Origin of the sequence: Carboxylicivirga marina (genome assembly GCF_016612505.1) — a bacterium.
Taxonomy (GTDB): domain Bacteria; phylum Bacteroidota; class Bacteroidia; order Bacteroidales; family Marinilabiliaceae; genus Carboxylicivirga; species Carboxylicivirga marina.
The window spans coordinates 1-17,915 of sequence record NZ_JAENRR010000020.1 but is presented as its reverse complement, the minus strand read 5'-3'; the positions used below and the strand labels follow the sequence as shown (position 1 = coordinate 17,915).

Below are 17,915 nucleotides of genomic sequence, written 5' to 3'. Positions count from 1 at the left end.
AGTAAAGACTAAAAACTTTTTTTAGAAATATTAAATGGTAAGTATTGTAATTCCAACATATAACCAAGAACAATATATAGCATATACCCTAGAAAGTGTACTCAAACAATCTTATAATGATATTGAAGTTATTATTTCAGACGATTGTTCCAATGACAACACTGTAAAAATCATTCAGACTTATGCTGCTAAAGATGATCGGATAAAATTGTTAACTGCATCTATTAATAATGGAATATCCATTAACTTCAATAAGGCATTTGATGCCTGTACTGGAAAATATGTTGCTTTTTTAGGTGGTGATGACCTAATGCATCCTGATAAGATTCTGAAACAGGTTAGTTTTCTAGAAAATAATCCTGATTACGCCCTTTGCATGCATGACATGATTATGTTTAATGAAAAGGAGGGCGTAAGATTCAAGCATTCTGACAAATACTATGCTAGTACTAATCCTCTTGATTGGTGTTTATATACAAACTGGTTCTTTAATAAAAGGACAATAGGAATTTTACCATCCAGTTGCCTTGCTAGAGCAGATTATTACCTTTCATCCAGGTATGATTCCCGACTTAAGTATAAGCATGAATTATTGTTTCACCTCGGTATATATTGCAACCAACCTAAGGCGAAGTGGCATTTTATCAATGAAATACTGGGAACATATCGAATTCACAATACCAACTTTTCTTCTAGTAGTGAAAACATTTCCATGATTCCAGAAGATAGCAATGTGTATTATGCCATTGCATCATACAAACACCCACAATTGACGAGAAAGATCAAAAATGCAAAAAAATACTTTTGGTTTAGGCAATTGTTATTTGATTGGTTACCTCAGCAGAATAGAAAACAATATAAACATCAGTTTAGACTAGAAGCTGGCATATTTTTATATTTCTATTTACTTGTTTGTAAGGCACTTTTACGAACCAATCTTTTATTCAAAATCACTAAACCTTTAAGGTTATTATCATTCTACAATAATACTACGAAATGAAGATCTCAGATAAAACAATACTAATTACAGGAGGAACAGGCTCATTTGGCAATCGCGTTGCTAATTACCTTGAACAACAAAATCCCAAAAATATTATCATTTATAGCCGTGATGAAAAAAAGCAATACGAAATGCAGAAAGCTCATCCCGATTATCGATATATCATTGGGGATGTTCGAGATGATACACGCATTAATCAGGCCATGAAAGGGGTTGATTATGTTTTTCATGCAGCAGCACTTAAACATGTACCTGCCTGCGAAAACTACCCCTTTGAAGCAGTAAAAACGAATATATTAGGCCCTGAAAATGTTTGTAGAGCAGCCATAGCTAATAATGTGGAGGCTGTCGTGGCATTAAGTACTGATAAAGCCGTAAAACCGGTCAATGCGATGGGTATTTCTAAATCCATGATGGAAAAGATTGTTGGTTCTCAAAATCAATACCCCATAGATACTCGATTTGCTTGTGTAAGGTATGGTAATGTTATGGGGTCAAGAGGGTCGGTTATTCCATTATTTAAACGATTGATCCAGGAAGGAAAACCATTGACATTAACTGTGCCTGAAATGACTCGTTTTATGATGACATTGGATGAAAGTGTTGAGCTGGTATTGCATGCATTAACCAATGCTAAAGGTGGAGAAGTATTTGTAAAAAAAGCACCGGCCGCAACTGTTCAGTTTCTGGCTGAAACCATGCTGAAGAAATACGGTGATGGCGATTTATCAAGGATAGAAGTGGTAGGAATACGTCCGGGAGAAAAAATGGATGAAGTTTTGGTTAATGAATATGAAATACGAAGAGCTAAAGAAGAGGAAAAGTTCTTCACAGTTTATCCTGAATACAAACCATTTAACATCAATGAAACATACCCGCTTGGCTACGAATACCACTCTGCCAATACACATCGCATAACGGACTATCAGGAGTTATCAGATTTACTTGACCGAATGGGTGATACCGAATTCTATACCTAAACCAAAGACAATGCGTAAACGACCAATTATTATTTTGGGTCATAAGGGAATGTTGGGGCAAATGGCCGTGAAGTTTTTCTCTGGCAAAGGTTATAATGTTATCACGATCTCTCAAAGGTTTGAACCCGAATCACGTTTGGAATTTTTCAACGAAATAAAAAATTATCCGGACGCGATCATTATCAATGCCATTGGAAAAATAAAACAAAAAACAGAGGATACTTCCCCCCTGCTTTGGTCCAATGCAATTCTACCACTTGAGTTATCCAGATCTTTATTGCCAACACAAACTCTATTACATGCCAGTACCGATTGCCTTTTTAGTGGTGATACAGATCATCCTTATAAGGTAAATGCTCATCAGGATGCAATTGATGATTACGGATGGAGTAAGCAGTTGGGAGAACATACCCTTTTAAACAGACCAAATACCTTAATTGCGAGGGTTTCGATTATAGGCACTGACAATGCAGAAACCCCAAAAGGATTATTAGGATGGTTCTTATCACAACCCAATAACGCTAGCCTAAAGGGTTTTACAAATCATTTATGGAATGGTATTACAACCTTAGAATGGTGTAAGCAGATTGAATTAATAATTGATCAGCTTCACGTAAATACACCTTGTCAGTTAATACAGTTTGGAACAGAAGACTTTTATTCAAAATACGATTTATTAAAACTGTTTCAAGAGGTATTTAATACCAATTTCTCAATTGAACCTTTTGAAACTCCACAAAAGGTTGATCGAAGACTTAAACCACAAATAATCGTTCAAAATTTAAATTATCAATTGTGTGAACTAAAAGCCTTTTCAGAAAATGATTGATTGTACAATACTAATTTTAACGTACAAAGGAAAGCATCACCTGAAAGAACTTTTACCTTCAGTGAAAGATGTAATCGAAAATACTACAGGCTATAATATCGACGTTTTAATAGTTGATAATGGGAAAGATGAGATAACAAAATCATTTGTAGAAGAAAACTATCCTGATTATAGATATGAATTTTCACCAGTAAATGATTACTTATTTTCATTGAATTCATTTGTTCAAAACACCACAAGTCCATTTACCTTCATTTTAAATGATGATATGAGATTGGACAAAAATGTTCTAAATGAATGTTTACCGATAATCTGGGACGATCCCTCAATATTTTCTGTGAATTGCAAACTTTTAAATTGGGATGGTAAAGGAGCTCAGAATAGTGTAAGGATATTAAAATATCAAAACGGTTGGGCGAGTAGTCAATGGCTTGAGGAGGATGAGGAGGATAATGAAGTAAGATATACGCTATATGGCGGAGGTGGCTCTGCTATATTCAGGACTGAGATGTTCAATAAAATTGGAGGCTTTAATCAATTATATAGACCTGCCTACGCTGAAGACTTGGACTTAAGTCACGAAGCGTGGCACAGAGGGTGGAAGTCTGTATTTGTTCCACGGGCAATTATATATCATAGAGATGGAGCAACGATCAAAGAACAATACGCCAATCAGAATGATAAGCTCACACAACGGATTAATACCAATAAAATTCTCTGGATGCTCAAGAATTGTAATGAAAAAAACTTTCTAATTTACTTCTTGATTAAATTTCCATTCAGATTACTTTTTGACTGGCGAATAGACAGGAACCACTATAAAGCCCTATGGTTTTCCTTAAAAAAAATACCATTAGCAATTAAATTACGTAACTGTGATTATGAATTCAATGACAAGATTATCAGAGAAAGATATCTTAATCAACCATATAAACCTCAGTAAATTTGGCTAAACAATATATTATATTCTCAGCTGACTTCCCTCCTAAAGATGGAGGAGTAGCTAATTATGCGCTTGAGGTAGCTAAAGCATTATTTAAAGAAGATAAGCTCAGTAAAATATACACATACTCAAATAGTGAGAATACCAGCTCCCCCTTTGATGTTGAAAAAATATCATTGCCTGAACGAAACCTCGGACATAAACTGGGTGATCAATTTTCAGTCTTCAGAAAAATAAATACCCTACTTCACTACAAAGGTATTGAGCGATATACCAATAGAATCTTCAAACAACACACCAAGGATAATACCGAATTTATTGTAATATCTGCTTATGGCTACCAGCAGCTTTTAACGATCAAATCTCTAATCAAATTAAAAATACCTTACAAGCTGGTATTACATGGCTTAGATATAGTGAGTAATTCTAAACAGCTCCCTGGCCTTTTTCATAAAATCATATTAGGCAGTCAAAAAATAATTTGTAATTCCTTAGCAACCAAGGAATTATTAATTTCGACATACAACACTCTAAATAAGCCTATAGATATCCAATACCCCATTATTGATACGGAATACATTGATAATATTAACCTACTCAATACAAATAAATTAGGTTTTATTTTCGATATTGATCTCTCTGAAAAAACAATTCTATTTTCAGCCACTCGATTAGTAAAACGAAAAGGTATCGACATTGCAATTAAAGCGGTAGTTGAACTTAAAAAGAGTTACCCTGATTTAATTTACTTAGTTGCAGGTAAAGGAGAAGAGGAAGAATCACTAACAAAATTAATTGAATATTACCAGGCACATGACTACATCAAACTTCTTGGTTATATAAGTGAGCAGGAAAAGTTTTCCATATTAAATCATAGTTCTATCTTCTTTTTACCTACACAAAGTTTGGGTAATACCGATTTTGAAGGGTTTGGAATCAGTTTTATTGAAGCTTCGTATATGAACAATGTAGTGATTGGAGGAGTACATGGTGGTGTTACAGAATCAATTATCAATAATAAAACAGGTTTTAATATTGATTTTGATCATTCTGAGGGTTTTAATCAATTAAAAGAAAAAATTAAATTATTGCTTGAGGAGAATACGACCTCATCAGGAATTGCTAAGCAGGGTAGAAATTATACAATGACTCATTTTAACAAAATAAACTGTAACACATTCAGCAATTAATATGCACATAATTGCAATAGAATATGAACCATCAACAAAAAGAGGAGGACAAGAAAGAAGTTACTTTGACATACTTACTGGCCTTCAAAAAAAAGGACATACAGTTACACTGGCATATGTGATTAAAGGTGATTTAGTAGAACAATATAATAAACATGGAATTAAGGTTATTCAAATTCCAACCATTAATATTTATAATAAGCTTTGCTTAAAAGAATGGATTAGTTTTTTTAAATCAATCTTTCGAATTAAGAAAGTTAAGGGATCTACTATTTACATTAATCAAATAATGGACTTACCCTTAGCGGCAGTGGTTAAAAAATTAAAAGGTGTTAAAAAACTGGTATGCCATTTACGCCTCCCTCCTCTTTCAGGTGATCTTTCAAAAGAAAAAAATCAGATAAGTCTGTTACTCCCAGGTGTTGATCAATTCATTGTAGCCAATCAGAATATGTTTGAAGCCCATACTCAAATGGGTATTCCTAAAGGAAAAACGACTATAATTCCTAACGGTTTTGATTTTTCAATGACATACTCACAAAAAATAATTAACACAGACAAACTTAAGCTCGCATACATTGGAAGAATTGATCAAACCAAAGGTATTCTGGAATTAATAAATGCACTTCCTGCTATTATCAATAAAAAACCAAATACCCTGTTAACAATTGCGGGTAGTCCAATGAACGTTGATCATCAATCGTATTATGACCAATGTAAAGAGTTGGCCAAAAAGTTAGGCATTTCTGAATCGGTAAAATTTGTGGGATACCAGGCATGTCCGATTGATTTCCTTAGAATGCATGATATTACCATCTTTCCAAGCTTATGGAATGAACCCTTTGGAAGAGTGCTCGTGGAGAGTGTAATTGCAGGTACGCCAGTACTTGCTCATAATATTGGCTCTACACTAGAAATTCTTAACCATAAAAAGGAGTATATTTTTGATAACTTTTCTGAAATACCAACTAAGATTGACAAGCTTATAAAAAATGAATTTGATTTAACGGAACTATATTCCTATCAAAAATCAAAATATTCAATTTCAACAATTTTGAATAAGATTGAAGCAACGCTTTCTAATTAATTTATGAAAAAACATATTCTTTTTATTACTACAGCCAACTTACCTACTAATCCGCGTTTGTTAAAAGAGGTAGATATTGCTTGTAAGCAATATAAAGTTACCGTTATAATATGGAAGTTAGGAAACTGGAGTGATAACCTTAATCAGCAAATGATTGAAGAACGACTTAATATCAATTTTCACTTGCTGGATGCCACCAAAGGACATAAGTTCAATTGGTTGATATTTGCAATAATTGAAAAATTGGCAAGGATATTATATCCATTTCTTAAAAAATCTTTGCTTGCTAATGCAGTTGCGCAAACCAGGAGATCTTTACAGCTTTACAGACTAATTAAAAGACAAAATTTAAAGCCCAATCTAGTGATTGCACATAATTTGGGGGCACTTTATCCGGCATACCAATTATCTTTGAAAAACAATATTCCTTTTACCTTTGATATTGAGGACTACCACCCGGGAGAGTTAATTGAATTCGATACAATTAATGAAAAAGAACGTAGAGAGCTTTTAATGAAAAAAATGCTTCCCAAAGCAAAAGTCTTAACGAGCGCAAGTCCTTTAATTGGTGAACATTCACTAAAGCTTCTTGGGGGGCATCCCAATCATACAGTTATTTTAAATGGTTTTTCGAACAAAGAATTTAGTTCGCCCAAACAACCATTTGGCATTAGCGATAAAAAACTTAAATTAGTTTGGTTCTCTCAAACCATTTCATTTGGTCGTGGTCTGGAGCAACTATTTGGAGCTTTGATGTATCTCGCTAAAGATTCATCAATTAGTGATAATACATTGCAGTTGACTTTAATAGGCGAATTAGACAAGCAATTTGAGCAACAACATATTCAACCATTAATATCAAATACTGGTTGTAAAGTTATTGTTGAAATATTACCACCACTTTCCCAGAAAAACTTGCATAAGGAACTCGCAAATCACGACATTGGTTTAGCTTTAGAGTATAATTCAACCGACATAAATCGACAGATTTGCCTGACAAATAAAATATTTGCCTATGCTCAGGCTGGTTTATATATATTGGCCACCGACACACCAGCCCAAAAAATGTATATAGAGAAGTATTCTGGATTTGGCCTTTTATGTGAACAGTCAGATATGGCCTTATCTGAATCAATTAAATATTTAATTTCAAACGCTGAACATATCAAGTGTAAAAGCGAAGAACGTTTTCTTAATGCAAGAGAACGCTTGTCTTGGGAAGTTGAAGAACAAAAGTTAAATGCTATTTGGAATAATATTGTAGATAAAAATAGATGATGAAAAAAATCTTAATCATATACCCACACTGGATGCCATCCAATCTGGTTGGTGCGCAACGTTCCAGGTTATTAGCGAATAGTTTACCAGAACTCGGTTGGGAAACACACATCTTATCAGTACATCCCGATTTTTATGAAGAACCATCCGTACCTGAACTGACAAAACTGGTTAAAACATCGGTTAAGGTGCATTTTGTAGATGCTCAGCCAATAAATAGTAAAAAACGGATAGTTGGCGACTTAGCATTAAGAGCATATACACAACTTAAAAAGAAAGCGATTGAAATAATCAAAGAAGAAAAAATAGATTTCTTTTGGCTTCCTATCCCCTCCTATTACAATGCCCTTTTGGGTCGACCAATACACAAGGCCACCGGTGTGCCATTTGGTATAGACTATATTGACCCTTGGGTGAATGGCTTTCCCGGTCAAAATAAACTATTTTCAAAAGCATGGATAGCTAACCAATTGGCAAAAGTTATGGAACCCTGGGCTGTTAAAAAAGCATCTCTGATAACAGGTGTTGCCTACGAGTACTATGCACCTGTATTAAAACGTAACTTTCCTAAAGGGAATATTGAAGATTGTGCCATGCAATATGGTTTTGATCCCTTTGATTATTCAGTGGAAATAGAACCCAAAGAAAAATTGTGGGACAAGAACTCTAAGGCACTTATATATGCAGGTGCCTTTCTGCCGAAATCCCATCTATTTATTCAACTACTGTTTAAAGGAATAGCTGAATTAAAAAAGGAAAATAATTTACCTGACAATTTACATCTGTATTTTGTAGGCACCGGGCCTTATAAAGATAAATGTATTCTCGATTATGCTAAAGAATTTGGGATAAGTGAACTAGTAACCGAAAAAAGAGAACGGATATCTTATTTGGAGATTTTGAACTTATTAAAAAGGGCTTTTGGAGTCATGGTAATTGGTAGCACTGAAAAGCATTACACAGCTTCTAAAGTTTTTCAAAGCCTACTTTCAAAAACACCTGTATTTACCATTTTCCACAACGAAAGTGATGCTGCCAAAATCCTTAAACAAATAAAAGCCAATAAGTACCTAACGACATACGCTCCGGAAACCTCTGAAAATGATCTTTATCGTTCCATAAAGGAAAACTTTCGAAACTTTACAGCTGATGATAAAGAATGGAAGCCTGACCTGGAGGCTTTAAGTCCGTATTCGGCAAAAGCTTCAGCTGAAACACTAATCAATGGTATTAATAAAGTAATTGCTCAATAGGATGAAAATACCCCAATTAGCAATTGTCCTAACACACCCCATTCAGTATTATGCACCTATATTTGCTCTGTTAACAAAAAGAGGAGCGTGTAACATCAAGGTGTTTTACACCTACAGCCAGCGTCAGTATGATTTTGTCGACAAAGATTTTGGAACGAATATACAATGGGATATTCCGCTTCTGGATGGTTATGACTATCAATTTATTGAAAACACTGCTGCAAAACCGGGTTTAGATCACTTTGGCGGCATTAAATGTCCTGAACTAAATACTCAAATTGAGAATTGGGGTGCAACACACCTACTTATTTTCGGATGGAATTATCAGGTGCATTTAAAGACAATGCGTTACTTTAAAGGAAAAATCCCTGTTTTGTTTAGAGGTGACAGCACGCTCTTAGATTATGACATTAGAAATATTAATGATATCCTTAAAAGGAATAAGTCTTTAAACTTAATAAATGCCATTAAATCCTTAGCAAAATATAAGATCAGGAAAGCTTTTCTAACATGGGTATATAAAAACATTGATACAGCCTTATATGTAGGTCAAAATAATAAAGCATATTACTTAGCTCATGGACTAAAAGAAAAGCAACTTATTTTTGCACCTCATGCCATTGATAATGAGCGTTTCAGTGATGATAATCTGAAGCAATACGAACAGAAGGCTAAAAGGTGGAGGGAAAAACTAAATATTAATAAAACGGATCGGGCAATCATATTTGTAGGGAAATTCGAGAGCAAGAAGAATCCTTTAATCTTGTTGGAAGCATTCAATGAACTTAAAAAGATTAATAAAAACCTTCATTTGATACTTATTGGTTCCGGTTACCTGGAAAAAGAACTAAAAGCAAGGGTTAATTATAACAACAATATTCATTTTCTTCCCTTTCAGAATCAGTCAATAATGCCGGTTGTTTATCGCTTAGGAGATATACTGTGTTTACCTTCGCAGGGACCTGGCGAAACATGGGGTCTAGTAGTTAACGAAGCGATGGCTTGTAATAGGATTGTAGTGGCAAGTGATAAAGTTGGCTCGGCAGCCGATTTGTTAAAAAACAAAAAATATATATTTAAAGCTAATAATCTTGGTTCCTTGACCAATGCCTTGAAAAAAGCAATAAACAGCTCCGCTTCAGAACTTAATAATATACAGCCCAAAGAAATAATTAAAGATTGGAACTTTAAAGTGATCTGTGAAACCCTTGAAAGTATAGTTATTACGAAATGGTAAAACAATATCAGAATACGATCTTTATTCTAATTGCAGTAGTTATAATTTGTTCTACTCTTGTTGATATACCTTTAGTAGGACTTTTGAGTTTAGGCTCCTTTAGCTTTTCCTTGTTTCTTTTTATTGACCGTTTAGGTAAAACCATTCCTTTACTTGAATTGGCATTTTTAACCGCCAACCTTCAGTTATTAGCTTCTTCTTTTTTGGCCTTTTATATTCAGGAGCCCGATAAAATCTTTTCCCCAAAACTTGATGCTGAAAGTTATTTCAATTATGCACTACCAGGAATTCTCTTATTTGGACTCGGATTGTTTACATTCAAGAGTAATATTAATTCTAAGGAAATTAAAAATAAGCTGCTTCAGTTTGACCTGTTTTCATTTGCTAAACAGCTTGTCGGTATTGGCTATTTAGCTATTATTATACAACCTTTTGTTCCCGGAGCTTTAGCTTACTTTTTTACCCTATTGGTTTTTTTATCTTATATAGGCGGTATCATTGTCATATTTTCTCAAGCAGAGCATAATAGAAAAGTACTTTGGTTAGTAATTGCCTTCTTACCAGTGCTTAGGGATGCTTTCTTTTCTGGTGTTTTCTTCCTGGCATTGGTATGGGTTGCCTTTGCTTTTCTGTATTATATGAACAATAAACCGAACCTTAGTTTTAATAAGAAATTAGCTTGGGTAGCAATAGGTATTTATTTAATCGTTACTCTTGATGGTGCCAAAAAAGATTATCGTGAAGTGGTTTGGAAGGATACGTATCAACAAATAGGCTTTTTTGAAAGAGCGGGATTATTGGCTCAATTAAGTTTCGAACGGCTAACGTTTCAAAATTTAATGGATGATCAAAACTTATCGGCCAGAATCACCCGGGCTAACCAGGGAGCTTTAGTAACCTGGGTAATGGATTGGGTGCCTGAAAATGAAGATTATGCTAATGGAGAAACAATTAAGTCAGCAATTATATCTGCCATTTTCCCTCGGATTCTACTACCTAACAAAGCTAAAGCTGGAGGTAAAGAAAATTTTGAACGATTTACCGGTCACAAGTTGAAAGGGACCAGTATGAACTTAAGCTTATTAGGTGAAGGCTGGGCCAACTATGGCTACTGGGGAGGATTGGTATTTATGTATTGTGTAGGATTTTTTTACTCATATTGCCTTAAACGTTTCAGCAAATTTATTAATCGGTATCCACCCTACTTCTTCTTTATTCCATTTTTATTTATTTATATTATCAAAGCCGAGGATGATTTACTAACACCTCTTAATCACTTTTTTAAGGCCTTAATTGTTTTTATTGCTTTGCATCAGGTTTATTTTAAGAAGTATTTTTCAAAAAATAGACTATTTTGACACTCATTAAACTTAAATGATATTAAACTTTCTTAAGCGAACAACATCCTCAGGAAAAGTCCTTTTGGAGCTTGATGGGCTAAGAGCCTTAGCTATTTTTATGGTGATTTACTTTCACTTGTGGGGGTTTCTAAACCATCACCTGCAAGATAAATTTGAAAACGTTTCTAATATTCTTGATAGCATACTTCATAATGGCGATAATGGTGTTCCTGTTTTCTTTGCTATTAGTGCGTTTATCTTAGGTCTGCCATTTGCTAAGTTTTACATTTTTAGTGAGAGAAGGGTCAACCTTAAAAAATATTTTATAAGACGTTTTACACGGCTTCAACCAACCTATTTTATCGTATTAATGGTTTTTGGATTGTACTATACTGTCACTTCCAAGTATGACTTAAGTACCATTATCAGCAGCTTTATAAGTGGGAATTTTTATATTCATAATATCCTGTTTAAAACTGGGAATTACTTAAACTATGTAAGCTGGTCACTGGAAGTTGAATTTCAATTTTACCTGGTGTTACCGTTATTGGCATTAGTTTTTAAGCTTCCTAAGCCTTTAAGACGAATCCTTTTATTAATTGCCATAATTAGTGGTAGTTATCTTCAGTACAATTACAAATTACTGTCGTTTATAAGTCTGTTAAACTACTATCACTATTTTTTAGCAGGCCTGTTGTGTGTTGATTTATATTTAGATGAGAAAATACAACTAAATATAAATAAAGGCATTGAAGTAATTATTGGAGTTTTGTGTTTGTATGTTATAATCGCAGTACAGCCGCACCATTCGATTGGCTGTTATCTTATACCAATAGCTACTTCAGCAATATTAACTCTAGCTCTGAAATCATCATGCTGGAAAAGCTTTTTTAGTCTACCCTTATTAGCCATGACTGGAACAATGTCATATTCTATGTATTTAATCCACTTTCAAATCATTGCCATTGGAGGCTTAGTTTTATTGTGGATTTTTAATGCGACTAATTCTATTTCATTATTATTACTTGCGGCTATCGTTCTAGTGGTAGTTATTTGGATTTGTAGTGCGATAGTCTTTAAATTTATTGAGAAACCATTTATGAATCCCACTTGGTATAAATTAAAAAAATAATGAAAGTTACCTATTTTCAACGCAAACCCTATGACTTTCATTTTAGTATTGAAAAACTCTTTGATACCATTAGAGAGCATTTATCTGATCAAATAAAATACTCAATATACACCCTTCCATTTTATAGTATAGGTCTGTTTCAAAGGTTTTTTAGTAGTGTTGCTGCATCACGCCAACAGGGTAACATAAACCATATAACCGGTGATATTTATTTTATTACACCTGTTCTTAAAAAGGGTATTACGATTAATACTTACCACGATTTTACCTTTTTAAAAGATAGCAAAGGCATAAAACGCTTTATTTTATGGTACTTTTGGGTACATCTTCCCGTCAAATACTCAAAATATGTAACGGTTATTTCTGAAACTACGAAACGTGAATTACTGGCCACTACTAAATGCTCAAAAGATAAGGTCATCGTTATTCCTAATATCATACCACAACACCTTCAACAACATGAGCATATTTTCAATAGTAATCAACCAAATATATTACATATTGGCACAACCCCTAATAAGAATATAGAGCGCCTGATAGAAGCCATTAAGCATATCAAATGCCGCCTGACCATAATTGGTAAATTAACTAAAGAGATAACGACCTCATTGGAGCAAAATAAAATTGAATACACCAACAAATATCAAATCTCTGATGAAGCATTAGAACAGGAATATATAAACTGTGATTTACTTAGTTTCTGCTCCTTAAATGAAGGTTTTGGCATGCCAATACTGGAGGCACAGGCCATTGGGCGTCCGGTTGTTACCTCTAACCTTTCCTCGATGCCTGAAGTAGCTGGTGAAGGAGCTTGCTTAATTGATCCTTATAGCGTCGACTCAATCAAAGCAGGCATTACAAAGGTTATTAAGAATAAAGTTTATCGGCAGCAATTAATCAATCATGGTTTAGAAAATGTAAATCGTTTCAATCCCCAAACAGTGACAGGCATGTACGAGGCACTTTATCAGAAAATCATTGATGAACAACACAAATAGCGATGAACCATAAAATACTGATTATATATCCCTACTTCTCCCCTGCCGAAAAAGCTGGCGGCATTGTGAGTTCACTTTGTAATCTGGTCAATAACCTCGATAATTACCAATTCTATATTTACACCTCGTGTTATGATTTAGACGGCACTCAATTGGATGTAAAAGTCAATCAATGGATTAACGCCAATGATAACATTCAGGTCTACTATTCGAGTGCTGATGATGCAAATGCAATAAAGGCTGTTTTAGATGAGATAAAACCTGATAAGATCTATATTAATGGTATTTATGGTAACAAGTTTTTTTTTAAGCCCATAATGGCATTAAAAGGAATTAAAAGCAAAGTGATTATAGCGCCCAGGGGTATGCTACATGCAGGCGCTTTAAAAGTGAAAGCACTTAAAAAGAAAGTTTACCTGAGTGCTATTAAGATTAGTGGCTTATTAAAGGGGCTACACTGGCATGCGACCGATGAGCAGGAAGTTAAGGATATACAAATGCACTTTAAAGGTGCTGATGTTACCCTGGCGCAGGATACACCACCTTTACAGCCAAATTTTGCTAACCTTACGCATACCAAGCAACAAGGTCAGTTGAAACTGGTATTTCTCTCTTTAATCACTGAGAAAAAGAATTTACTATTCCTTTTGGAGGTAATGGATAAACATCCACAATTAAATGTTTCTCTGGATGTTATTGGTCCCATAAAAGACCATGCCTATTGGGAAAAGTGTTTGCCATTGATTGAAAAAAACAAAGACCGTATCAAATATGTTGGACAGGTAGCACCAAAAGAAGTTGTCGAGACGCTACTCCCCTATGACTTCTTCATCTTACCTACTCTAGGTGAAAACTTTGGGCATGTTATTTTTGAAGCCTTAACAGCAGGTAAGCCTGTTATTATATCGCATTTTACCCCCTGGAGTAATCTGGAAGCCAAACAAGCTGGTTTTAACTTAGACCTGGATGAGGCTGAATGGCATAATCAACTAACGAAGTTGGTTGACTTGGATAATGAAGGGTATCAGCAAATGGCCCAAGGTGCACAATCCTATCTAAAAGATTATTTAAAATCATATACCCCAAAAGTTGATTATGAGCCTTTGTTTGGTTAAAACATCAAGAATGTTGATTAGAGAAGGTCTTGTACATAGTGCAAGGCCTTTTTTTATGTCTTCATGGTCATGTTATTATATATGGCGCTTTCAGCGCACTATTTACAGCTTCCTGTAGAGTTAGCCTGAGGGTTATCTTTGCGTTCTTTTTTTACTCTACGGTAAAATGCTATTCCAAAGGAATTAATTTGAGTAATTTACATAATCAGTGCTTAAATCTTATTGCAAATAAATCAAATACTCTACTTGGGGAGCTGCCGCAGGCTCTGGGGGTATATATCGCACGTTCCGGTGCAAAATACAACCTACAACTATTAGCTTCGTATTGCACCGATTTATTTACATTTTTTGGTCATAGGGCGCCGCTGCGCTTTGCCCTATGCTATTATATATAGCGCTTTCAGCGAATTATTTATAGCTTACCGAAGAGTCTGGCCACGGATTAACTTTGCGTACTCCTTTAACTCTGCGGTAAATTACACTAAAAATTAATTCGTGTCATTTGTGGATGGAGAGTATGACAACATTATGCTCCCCCATCGCCTTTCAGGCACTTCCCCCAGTGGAAGATTGATTTACAGCTTCCTTAAAAATTATCAGGATTAGTGATAATTCGTGTCATTCGTGGATAAAACTACATCATGTAAATCAATGCTCCCCCTGGGGAGCTGCCGTAGGCTGTGGGGGTAATTATCACACATTCCGGTGCAAATGACATCCTGCACCTATTAATTTCTTGTTGCACCGGTTTGATTCGCATCTACTGAACATAGGGCGCCGCGCCGCTTGCCCTATGCTATTATATATAGCGCCTTCAGCGCACTATTTACAGCTTGAAGATGAACACCCCCATCCCTTACTGGACTTCCCCCAGGGGAAGATTGATTGGCAGCTCCAATAAAAACTCTGTGCTCTTCTTTTACTCTGCGTTTAAATCCAATTCACCTGTTAATTCGCACTAATTAGCGCAATTCGCGGATAAACTTTTACAAGCTGTCCATCAGCCTCCCCATTTGGGGAGGTGCCGAAGGCGGATGGGTGTTTACCACACATTCCGGTACAAAATACAACCTGCAACTATTAGCTTTTTGTTGCACCGCTTTTATTTGCACAATATAGTCATAGGGCGTCGCTTCTCTTTGCCCTATGCTTATATAAATAGCACTTTCAGCGCATTATTTACAGCTTCACTTAGAACCAAACCACGGATTACCTTTGCGCTCTCCTTTAACTCTGCGGTAAATTACACTAAAAATTTATTCGTGGTAATTAGTGCCATTTGTGGATGGAGAGTATGACAACATTATGCTCCCCCATCGGCTTTCAGCCACTTCCCCCAGTGGAAGATTGATTTACAGCTTCCTTAAAAATTATCAGGATTAGTGATAATTCGTGTCATTCGTGGATAAAACTACATCATGTAAATCAATGCTCCCCAGGGGGAGCTGCCGTAGGCTGTGGGGGTATTTATCACACATTCCGGTGCAAATGACATCCTGCACCTATTAATTTCTTGTTGCACCGGTTTGATTCGCATCTACTGAACATAGGGCGCCGCGCCGCTTGCCCTATGCTATTATATATAGCGCCTTCAGCGCACTATTTACAGCTTCACCTAGAACCAAGCCACGGATCAACTTTGCGTTCTGTTTTAACTCTGCGGTAAAATAATATTCTGAAGGAATTAATCTATATTAATCTGCGATTTAAATTATTATATGCTATAAATCCTTACTCCCTTTTGATATGTTCAATTAAGCCTGCCCTGAAAATACAACACTTCTCACTCACAGACAGCGTCCTCTCACTGTTTGATAGCATACTTCTCAACATTTGACCCATTCTTCTCAGGTTTTAGGGCATCCTTCTCAATGTTTTTGTCTGTTTATCTCATAACTTTAGTCACCCTTCTCAATTTATCACTCGGTCTTCTCAAGGTTTCACCTGTTCTTCTCAATAATTCTGCCGCCCTCTCATAAAATGCACTGTCCTCTCAAGGGTTTCAGCGCTTTTTAACGAAAAACCCACCTCGAAAGATGGGTTTTATGAAAGAAATTTATAAGTTCATTTAAATACCGCTTGCTGCATCAGCATTGGCTCTGTGCCGCTTGTTCTTCAGGCGATGGTATTTGCTTGAATAGCCAATCAGGCGATCTTCATCACGCCAAAAAACAAACTTACCACTACGCCTGATATCATCCGTATACCTTTTAAGTAAGGTGTAAATCTTATTTCTATTCATCAAGCTTTCAGTTGCCTCAAACTTCTCACTGTTGGCTGTAGCCCTTATATCACCTAATTCTGATGAGTACTGGCTAGCTTTATTCAACAACTCCACTTTTAATAAAGGATGAGGGTGATTTTTACCAATTACTGCCAAATCATTTAAACCCTGAATTAAATCGGCATCACTATTTCCTGAAGCTATTTCTCTTACTTTATTAAGCAATGATTGATCTTCATCGTACACAAAGAAGCATATATGCACTAACTCTTCCAATACATCATAAGCAAGGGGCTCTGTCTCACGCCACTTCAGTTCAGCTTCTTTTCTTGAGTCATCATCATCATTCCAAATTGATTCAGCATGGCGCAAGGCACCGGCTGCTAGGTTTAAGTTTGTGAAGTGTGTTTCAGGGACACCGACTTCAATCAATGCTTCCTGATCTTTTGAGCACCAACTGGATAAATCTTCCGCTTCATAAACTGCTTGTTTAATAGGCATGTTTGGTTTTAAAATCTCATCGTTTCTAATTTCCGATGCAAGAGGTAATATTACCTCATACTCCTTCTCATTTGACATTTTATTCTAATTTTGTAATGAATACTACAGAATCCTGTCAGCTTCCCCTCAGACTTCCAGGTACGAAAGGAAAGCCGACGGGATTCTTATTAACTGTGTAAATAAATTTAGTAATGTTTACTTATTATAAATAATGACATTCATCATACAGGTGATAAACATTCAATTATACTTGATAAACATTGGCTATTCTTTGACCAAAGTATTCATGGGTGTGTTTTTGACAGGAAGTTATAGCAAATGAATTTTGGAGTGGCCTAATTTTTTAATGTTACGCTTGAAACGGAATAGTCAGGTCACATCGCCTACATAACTATCTCCCCCTTATGAAAAATGGAGAATTGAATCTCAGCTCGGTAATAGAATTCCAAGTATAATAATTCTCGTCAATTAGCGCCATTCGTGGATACATCATACACCATGTAAGTCAAATGCTCCCCCTGGACTGATGCCGTAGGCTGTGCGGGGTATTTATCGCACATTCCGCTGCAAATGACATCCTGCAACCATTAGCTTCATGTTGCACCGGTTTTATTTGCACGACTTAGTCATAGGGCTACGCTTTACCCTATGCTATCATATTTAGCGCCTTCAGCGCATTATTTGCAGCATGGTTGAAAAGCCCCCATCGCCTTTCAGGCACTTCCCCTGGTGGAAGATTGATTGGCAGCTCCAATAAAAACTCTGTGCCCTTCTTTAACTCTGCGGTAAAATAATATTCTGAAGATAT

At 35.6% G+C, this 17,915-nt stretch carries 14 protein-coding genes; 13 read left to right on the top strand and 1 reads right to left on the bottom strand.

The annotated features are described in order from the left end of the window. The first annotated feature begins 34 nt into the window (after positions 1-34). The 13 genes from JIV24_RS10080 to JIV24_RS10020 are packed head-to-tail and all read left to right on the top strand — an operon-like array spanning position 35 to position 14,382. Positions 35-1,000, top strand: a complete 966-nt coding sequence (locus JIV24_RS10080) for a glycosyltransferase family 2 protein (protein WP_200464909.1) — start codon at positions 35-37, stop codon at positions 998-1,000. Further along, positions 997-1,980 (top strand): UDP-N-acetylglucosamine 4,6-dehydratase family protein, encoded by a 984-nt coding sequence (locus JIV24_RS10075; protein WP_200464908.1) that lies wholly within the window; start codon positions 997-999, stop codon positions 1,978-1,980. The genes JIV24_RS10080 and JIV24_RS10075 overlap by 4 nt, the downstream gene beginning before the upstream one ends. A 10-nt stretch (positions 1,981-1,990) precedes the next feature. Next, positions 1,991-2,809, top strand: a complete 819-nt coding sequence (locus tag JIV24_RS10070) for a sugar nucleotide-binding protein (protein WP_200464907.1) — start codon at positions 1,991-1,993, stop codon at positions 2,807-2,809. Then, positions 2,802-3,752, top strand: a complete 951-nt coding sequence (locus JIV24_RS10065; protein WP_200464906.1) for a glycosyltransferase family 2 protein — start codon at positions 2,802-2,804, stop codon at positions 3,750-3,752. The genes JIV24_RS10070 and JIV24_RS10065 overlap by 8 nt, the downstream gene beginning before the upstream one ends. 2 nt (positions 3,753-3,754) lie before the next feature. Further along, the gene (locus JIV24_RS10060) at positions 3,755-4,942 is read left to right on the top strand and encodes a glycosyltransferase family 4 protein (RefSeq protein WP_200464905.1); all 1,188 of its coding nucleotides are present in this window, start codon (positions 3,755-3,757) and stop codon (positions 4,940-4,942) included. 1 nt (position 4,943) lies between these two features. Further along, positions 4,944-6,029 carry a glycosyltransferase family 4 protein gene (locus JIV24_RS10055; protein ID WP_200464904.1) on the top strand — a complete coding sequence of 362 codons (1,086 nt, stop codon included), beginning with the start codon at positions 4,944-4,946 and terminating at the stop codon, positions 6,027-6,029. A 3-nt stretch (positions 6,030-6,032) separates the two neighbouring features. Then, positions 6,033-7,307, top strand: a complete 1,275-nt coding sequence (locus JIV24_RS10050; RefSeq protein ID WP_200464903.1) for a glycosyltransferase family protein — start codon at positions 6,033-6,035, stop codon at positions 7,305-7,307. Beyond that, complete coding sequence (locus JIV24_RS10045; RefSeq protein WP_200464902.1) at positions 7,307-8,560, top strand: glycosyltransferase family protein; 1,254 nt, start codon at positions 7,307-7,309, stop codon at positions 8,558-8,560. Before JIV24_RS10050 ends, JIV24_RS10045 begins: the two co-directional genes overlap by 1 nt. 1 nt (position 8,561) lies before the next feature. Further along, the gene (locus JIV24_RS10040) at positions 8,562-9,797 is read left to right on the top strand and encodes a glycosyltransferase family 4 protein (protein ID WP_200464901.1); all 1,236 of its coding nucleotides are present in this window, start codon (positions 8,562-8,564) and stop codon (positions 9,795-9,797) included. Then, positions 9,791-11,155, top strand: coding sequence for a hypothetical protein (locus JIV24_RS10035; protein ID WP_200464900.1), 1,365 nt, complete (start codon positions 9,791-9,793; stop codon positions 11,153-11,155). The genes JIV24_RS10040 and JIV24_RS10035 overlap by 7 nt, the downstream gene beginning before the upstream one ends. Before the next feature lie 16 nt (positions 11,156-11,171). Further along, entirely contained in the window at positions 11,172-12,269 is a 1,098-nt protein-coding gene (locus tag JIV24_RS10030) for an acyltransferase family protein (protein ID WP_200464899.1), read from the top strand. After that, positions 12,269-13,267, top strand: a complete 999-nt coding sequence (locus JIV24_RS10025) for a glycosyltransferase family 4 protein (protein WP_200464898.1) — start codon at positions 12,269-12,271, stop codon at positions 13,265-13,267. Before JIV24_RS10030 ends, JIV24_RS10025 begins: the two co-directional genes overlap by 1 nt. A 2-nt stretch (positions 13,268-13,269) precedes the next feature. Next, positions 13,270-14,382, top strand: coding sequence for a glycosyltransferase (locus JIV24_RS10020; RefSeq protein WP_200464897.1), 1,113 nt, complete (start codon positions 13,270-13,272; stop codon positions 14,380-14,382). A gap of 2,068 nt (positions 14,383-16,450) precedes the next feature. Here the strand turns inward: JIV24_RS10020 and JIV24_RS10015 are convergent. Next, on the bottom strand, positions 16,451-17,185 hold the full coding sequence (locus JIV24_RS10015; RefSeq protein ID WP_200464896.1) for a hypothetical protein: 735 nt from the start codon (positions 17,183-17,185) through the stop codon (positions 16,451-16,453). Between the last annotated feature and the right edge of the window lie 730 nt (positions 17,186-17,915).

What these genes read in the sequence shown, in the direction of transcription:
- JIV24_RS10035 (WP_200464900.1), top strand. Translation starts at nt 9,791, where the DNA reads ATGGTAAAACAATATCAGAATACGATCTTTATTCTAATTGCAGTAGTT.
- JIV24_RS10070 (WP_200464907.1), top strand. Translation starts at nt 1,991, where the DNA reads ATGCGTAAACGACCAATTATTATTTTGGGTCATAAGGGAATGTTGGGG.
- JIV24_RS10080 (WP_200464909.1), top strand. Translation starts at nt 35, where the DNA reads ATGGTAAGTATTGTAATTCCAACATATAACCAAGAACAATATATAGCA.
- JIV24_RS10015 (WP_200464896.1), bottom strand. Translation starts at nt 17,185, where the DNA reads ATGTCAAATGAGAAGGAGTATGAGGTAATATTACCTCTTGCATCGGAA.
- JIV24_RS10055 (WP_200464904.1), top strand. Translation starts at nt 4,944, where the DNA reads ATGCACATAATTGCAATAGAATATGAACCATCAACAAAAAGAGGAGGA.
- JIV24_RS10030 (WP_200464899.1), top strand. Translation starts at nt 11,172, where the DNA reads ATGATATTAAACTTTCTTAAGCGAACAACATCCTCAGGAAAAGTCCTT.
- JIV24_RS10065 (WP_200464906.1), top strand. Translation starts at nt 2,802, where the DNA reads ATGATTGATTGTACAATACTAATTTTAACGTACAAAGGAAAGCATCAC.
- JIV24_RS10020 (WP_200464897.1), top strand. Translation starts at nt 13,270, where the DNA reads ATGAACCATAAAATACTGATTATATATCCCTACTTCTCCCCTGCCGAA.
- JIV24_RS10075 (WP_200464908.1), top strand. Translation starts at nt 997, where the DNA reads ATGAAGATCTCAGATAAAACAATACTAATTACAGGAGGAACAGGCTCA.
- JIV24_RS10045 (WP_200464902.1), top strand. Translation starts at nt 7,307, where the DNA reads ATGAAAAAAATCTTAATCATATACCCACACTGGATGCCATCCAATCTG.
- JIV24_RS10025 (WP_200464898.1), top strand. Translation starts at nt 12,269, where the DNA reads ATGAAAGTTACCTATTTTCAACGCAAACCCTATGACTTTCATTTTAGT.
- JIV24_RS10040 (WP_200464901.1), top strand. Translation starts at nt 8,562, where the DNA reads ATGAAAATACCCCAATTAGCAATTGTCCTAACACACCCCATTCAGTAT.
- JIV24_RS10050 (WP_200464903.1), top strand. Translation starts at nt 6,033, where the DNA reads ATGAAAAAACATATTCTTTTTATTACTACAGCCAACTTACCTACTAAT.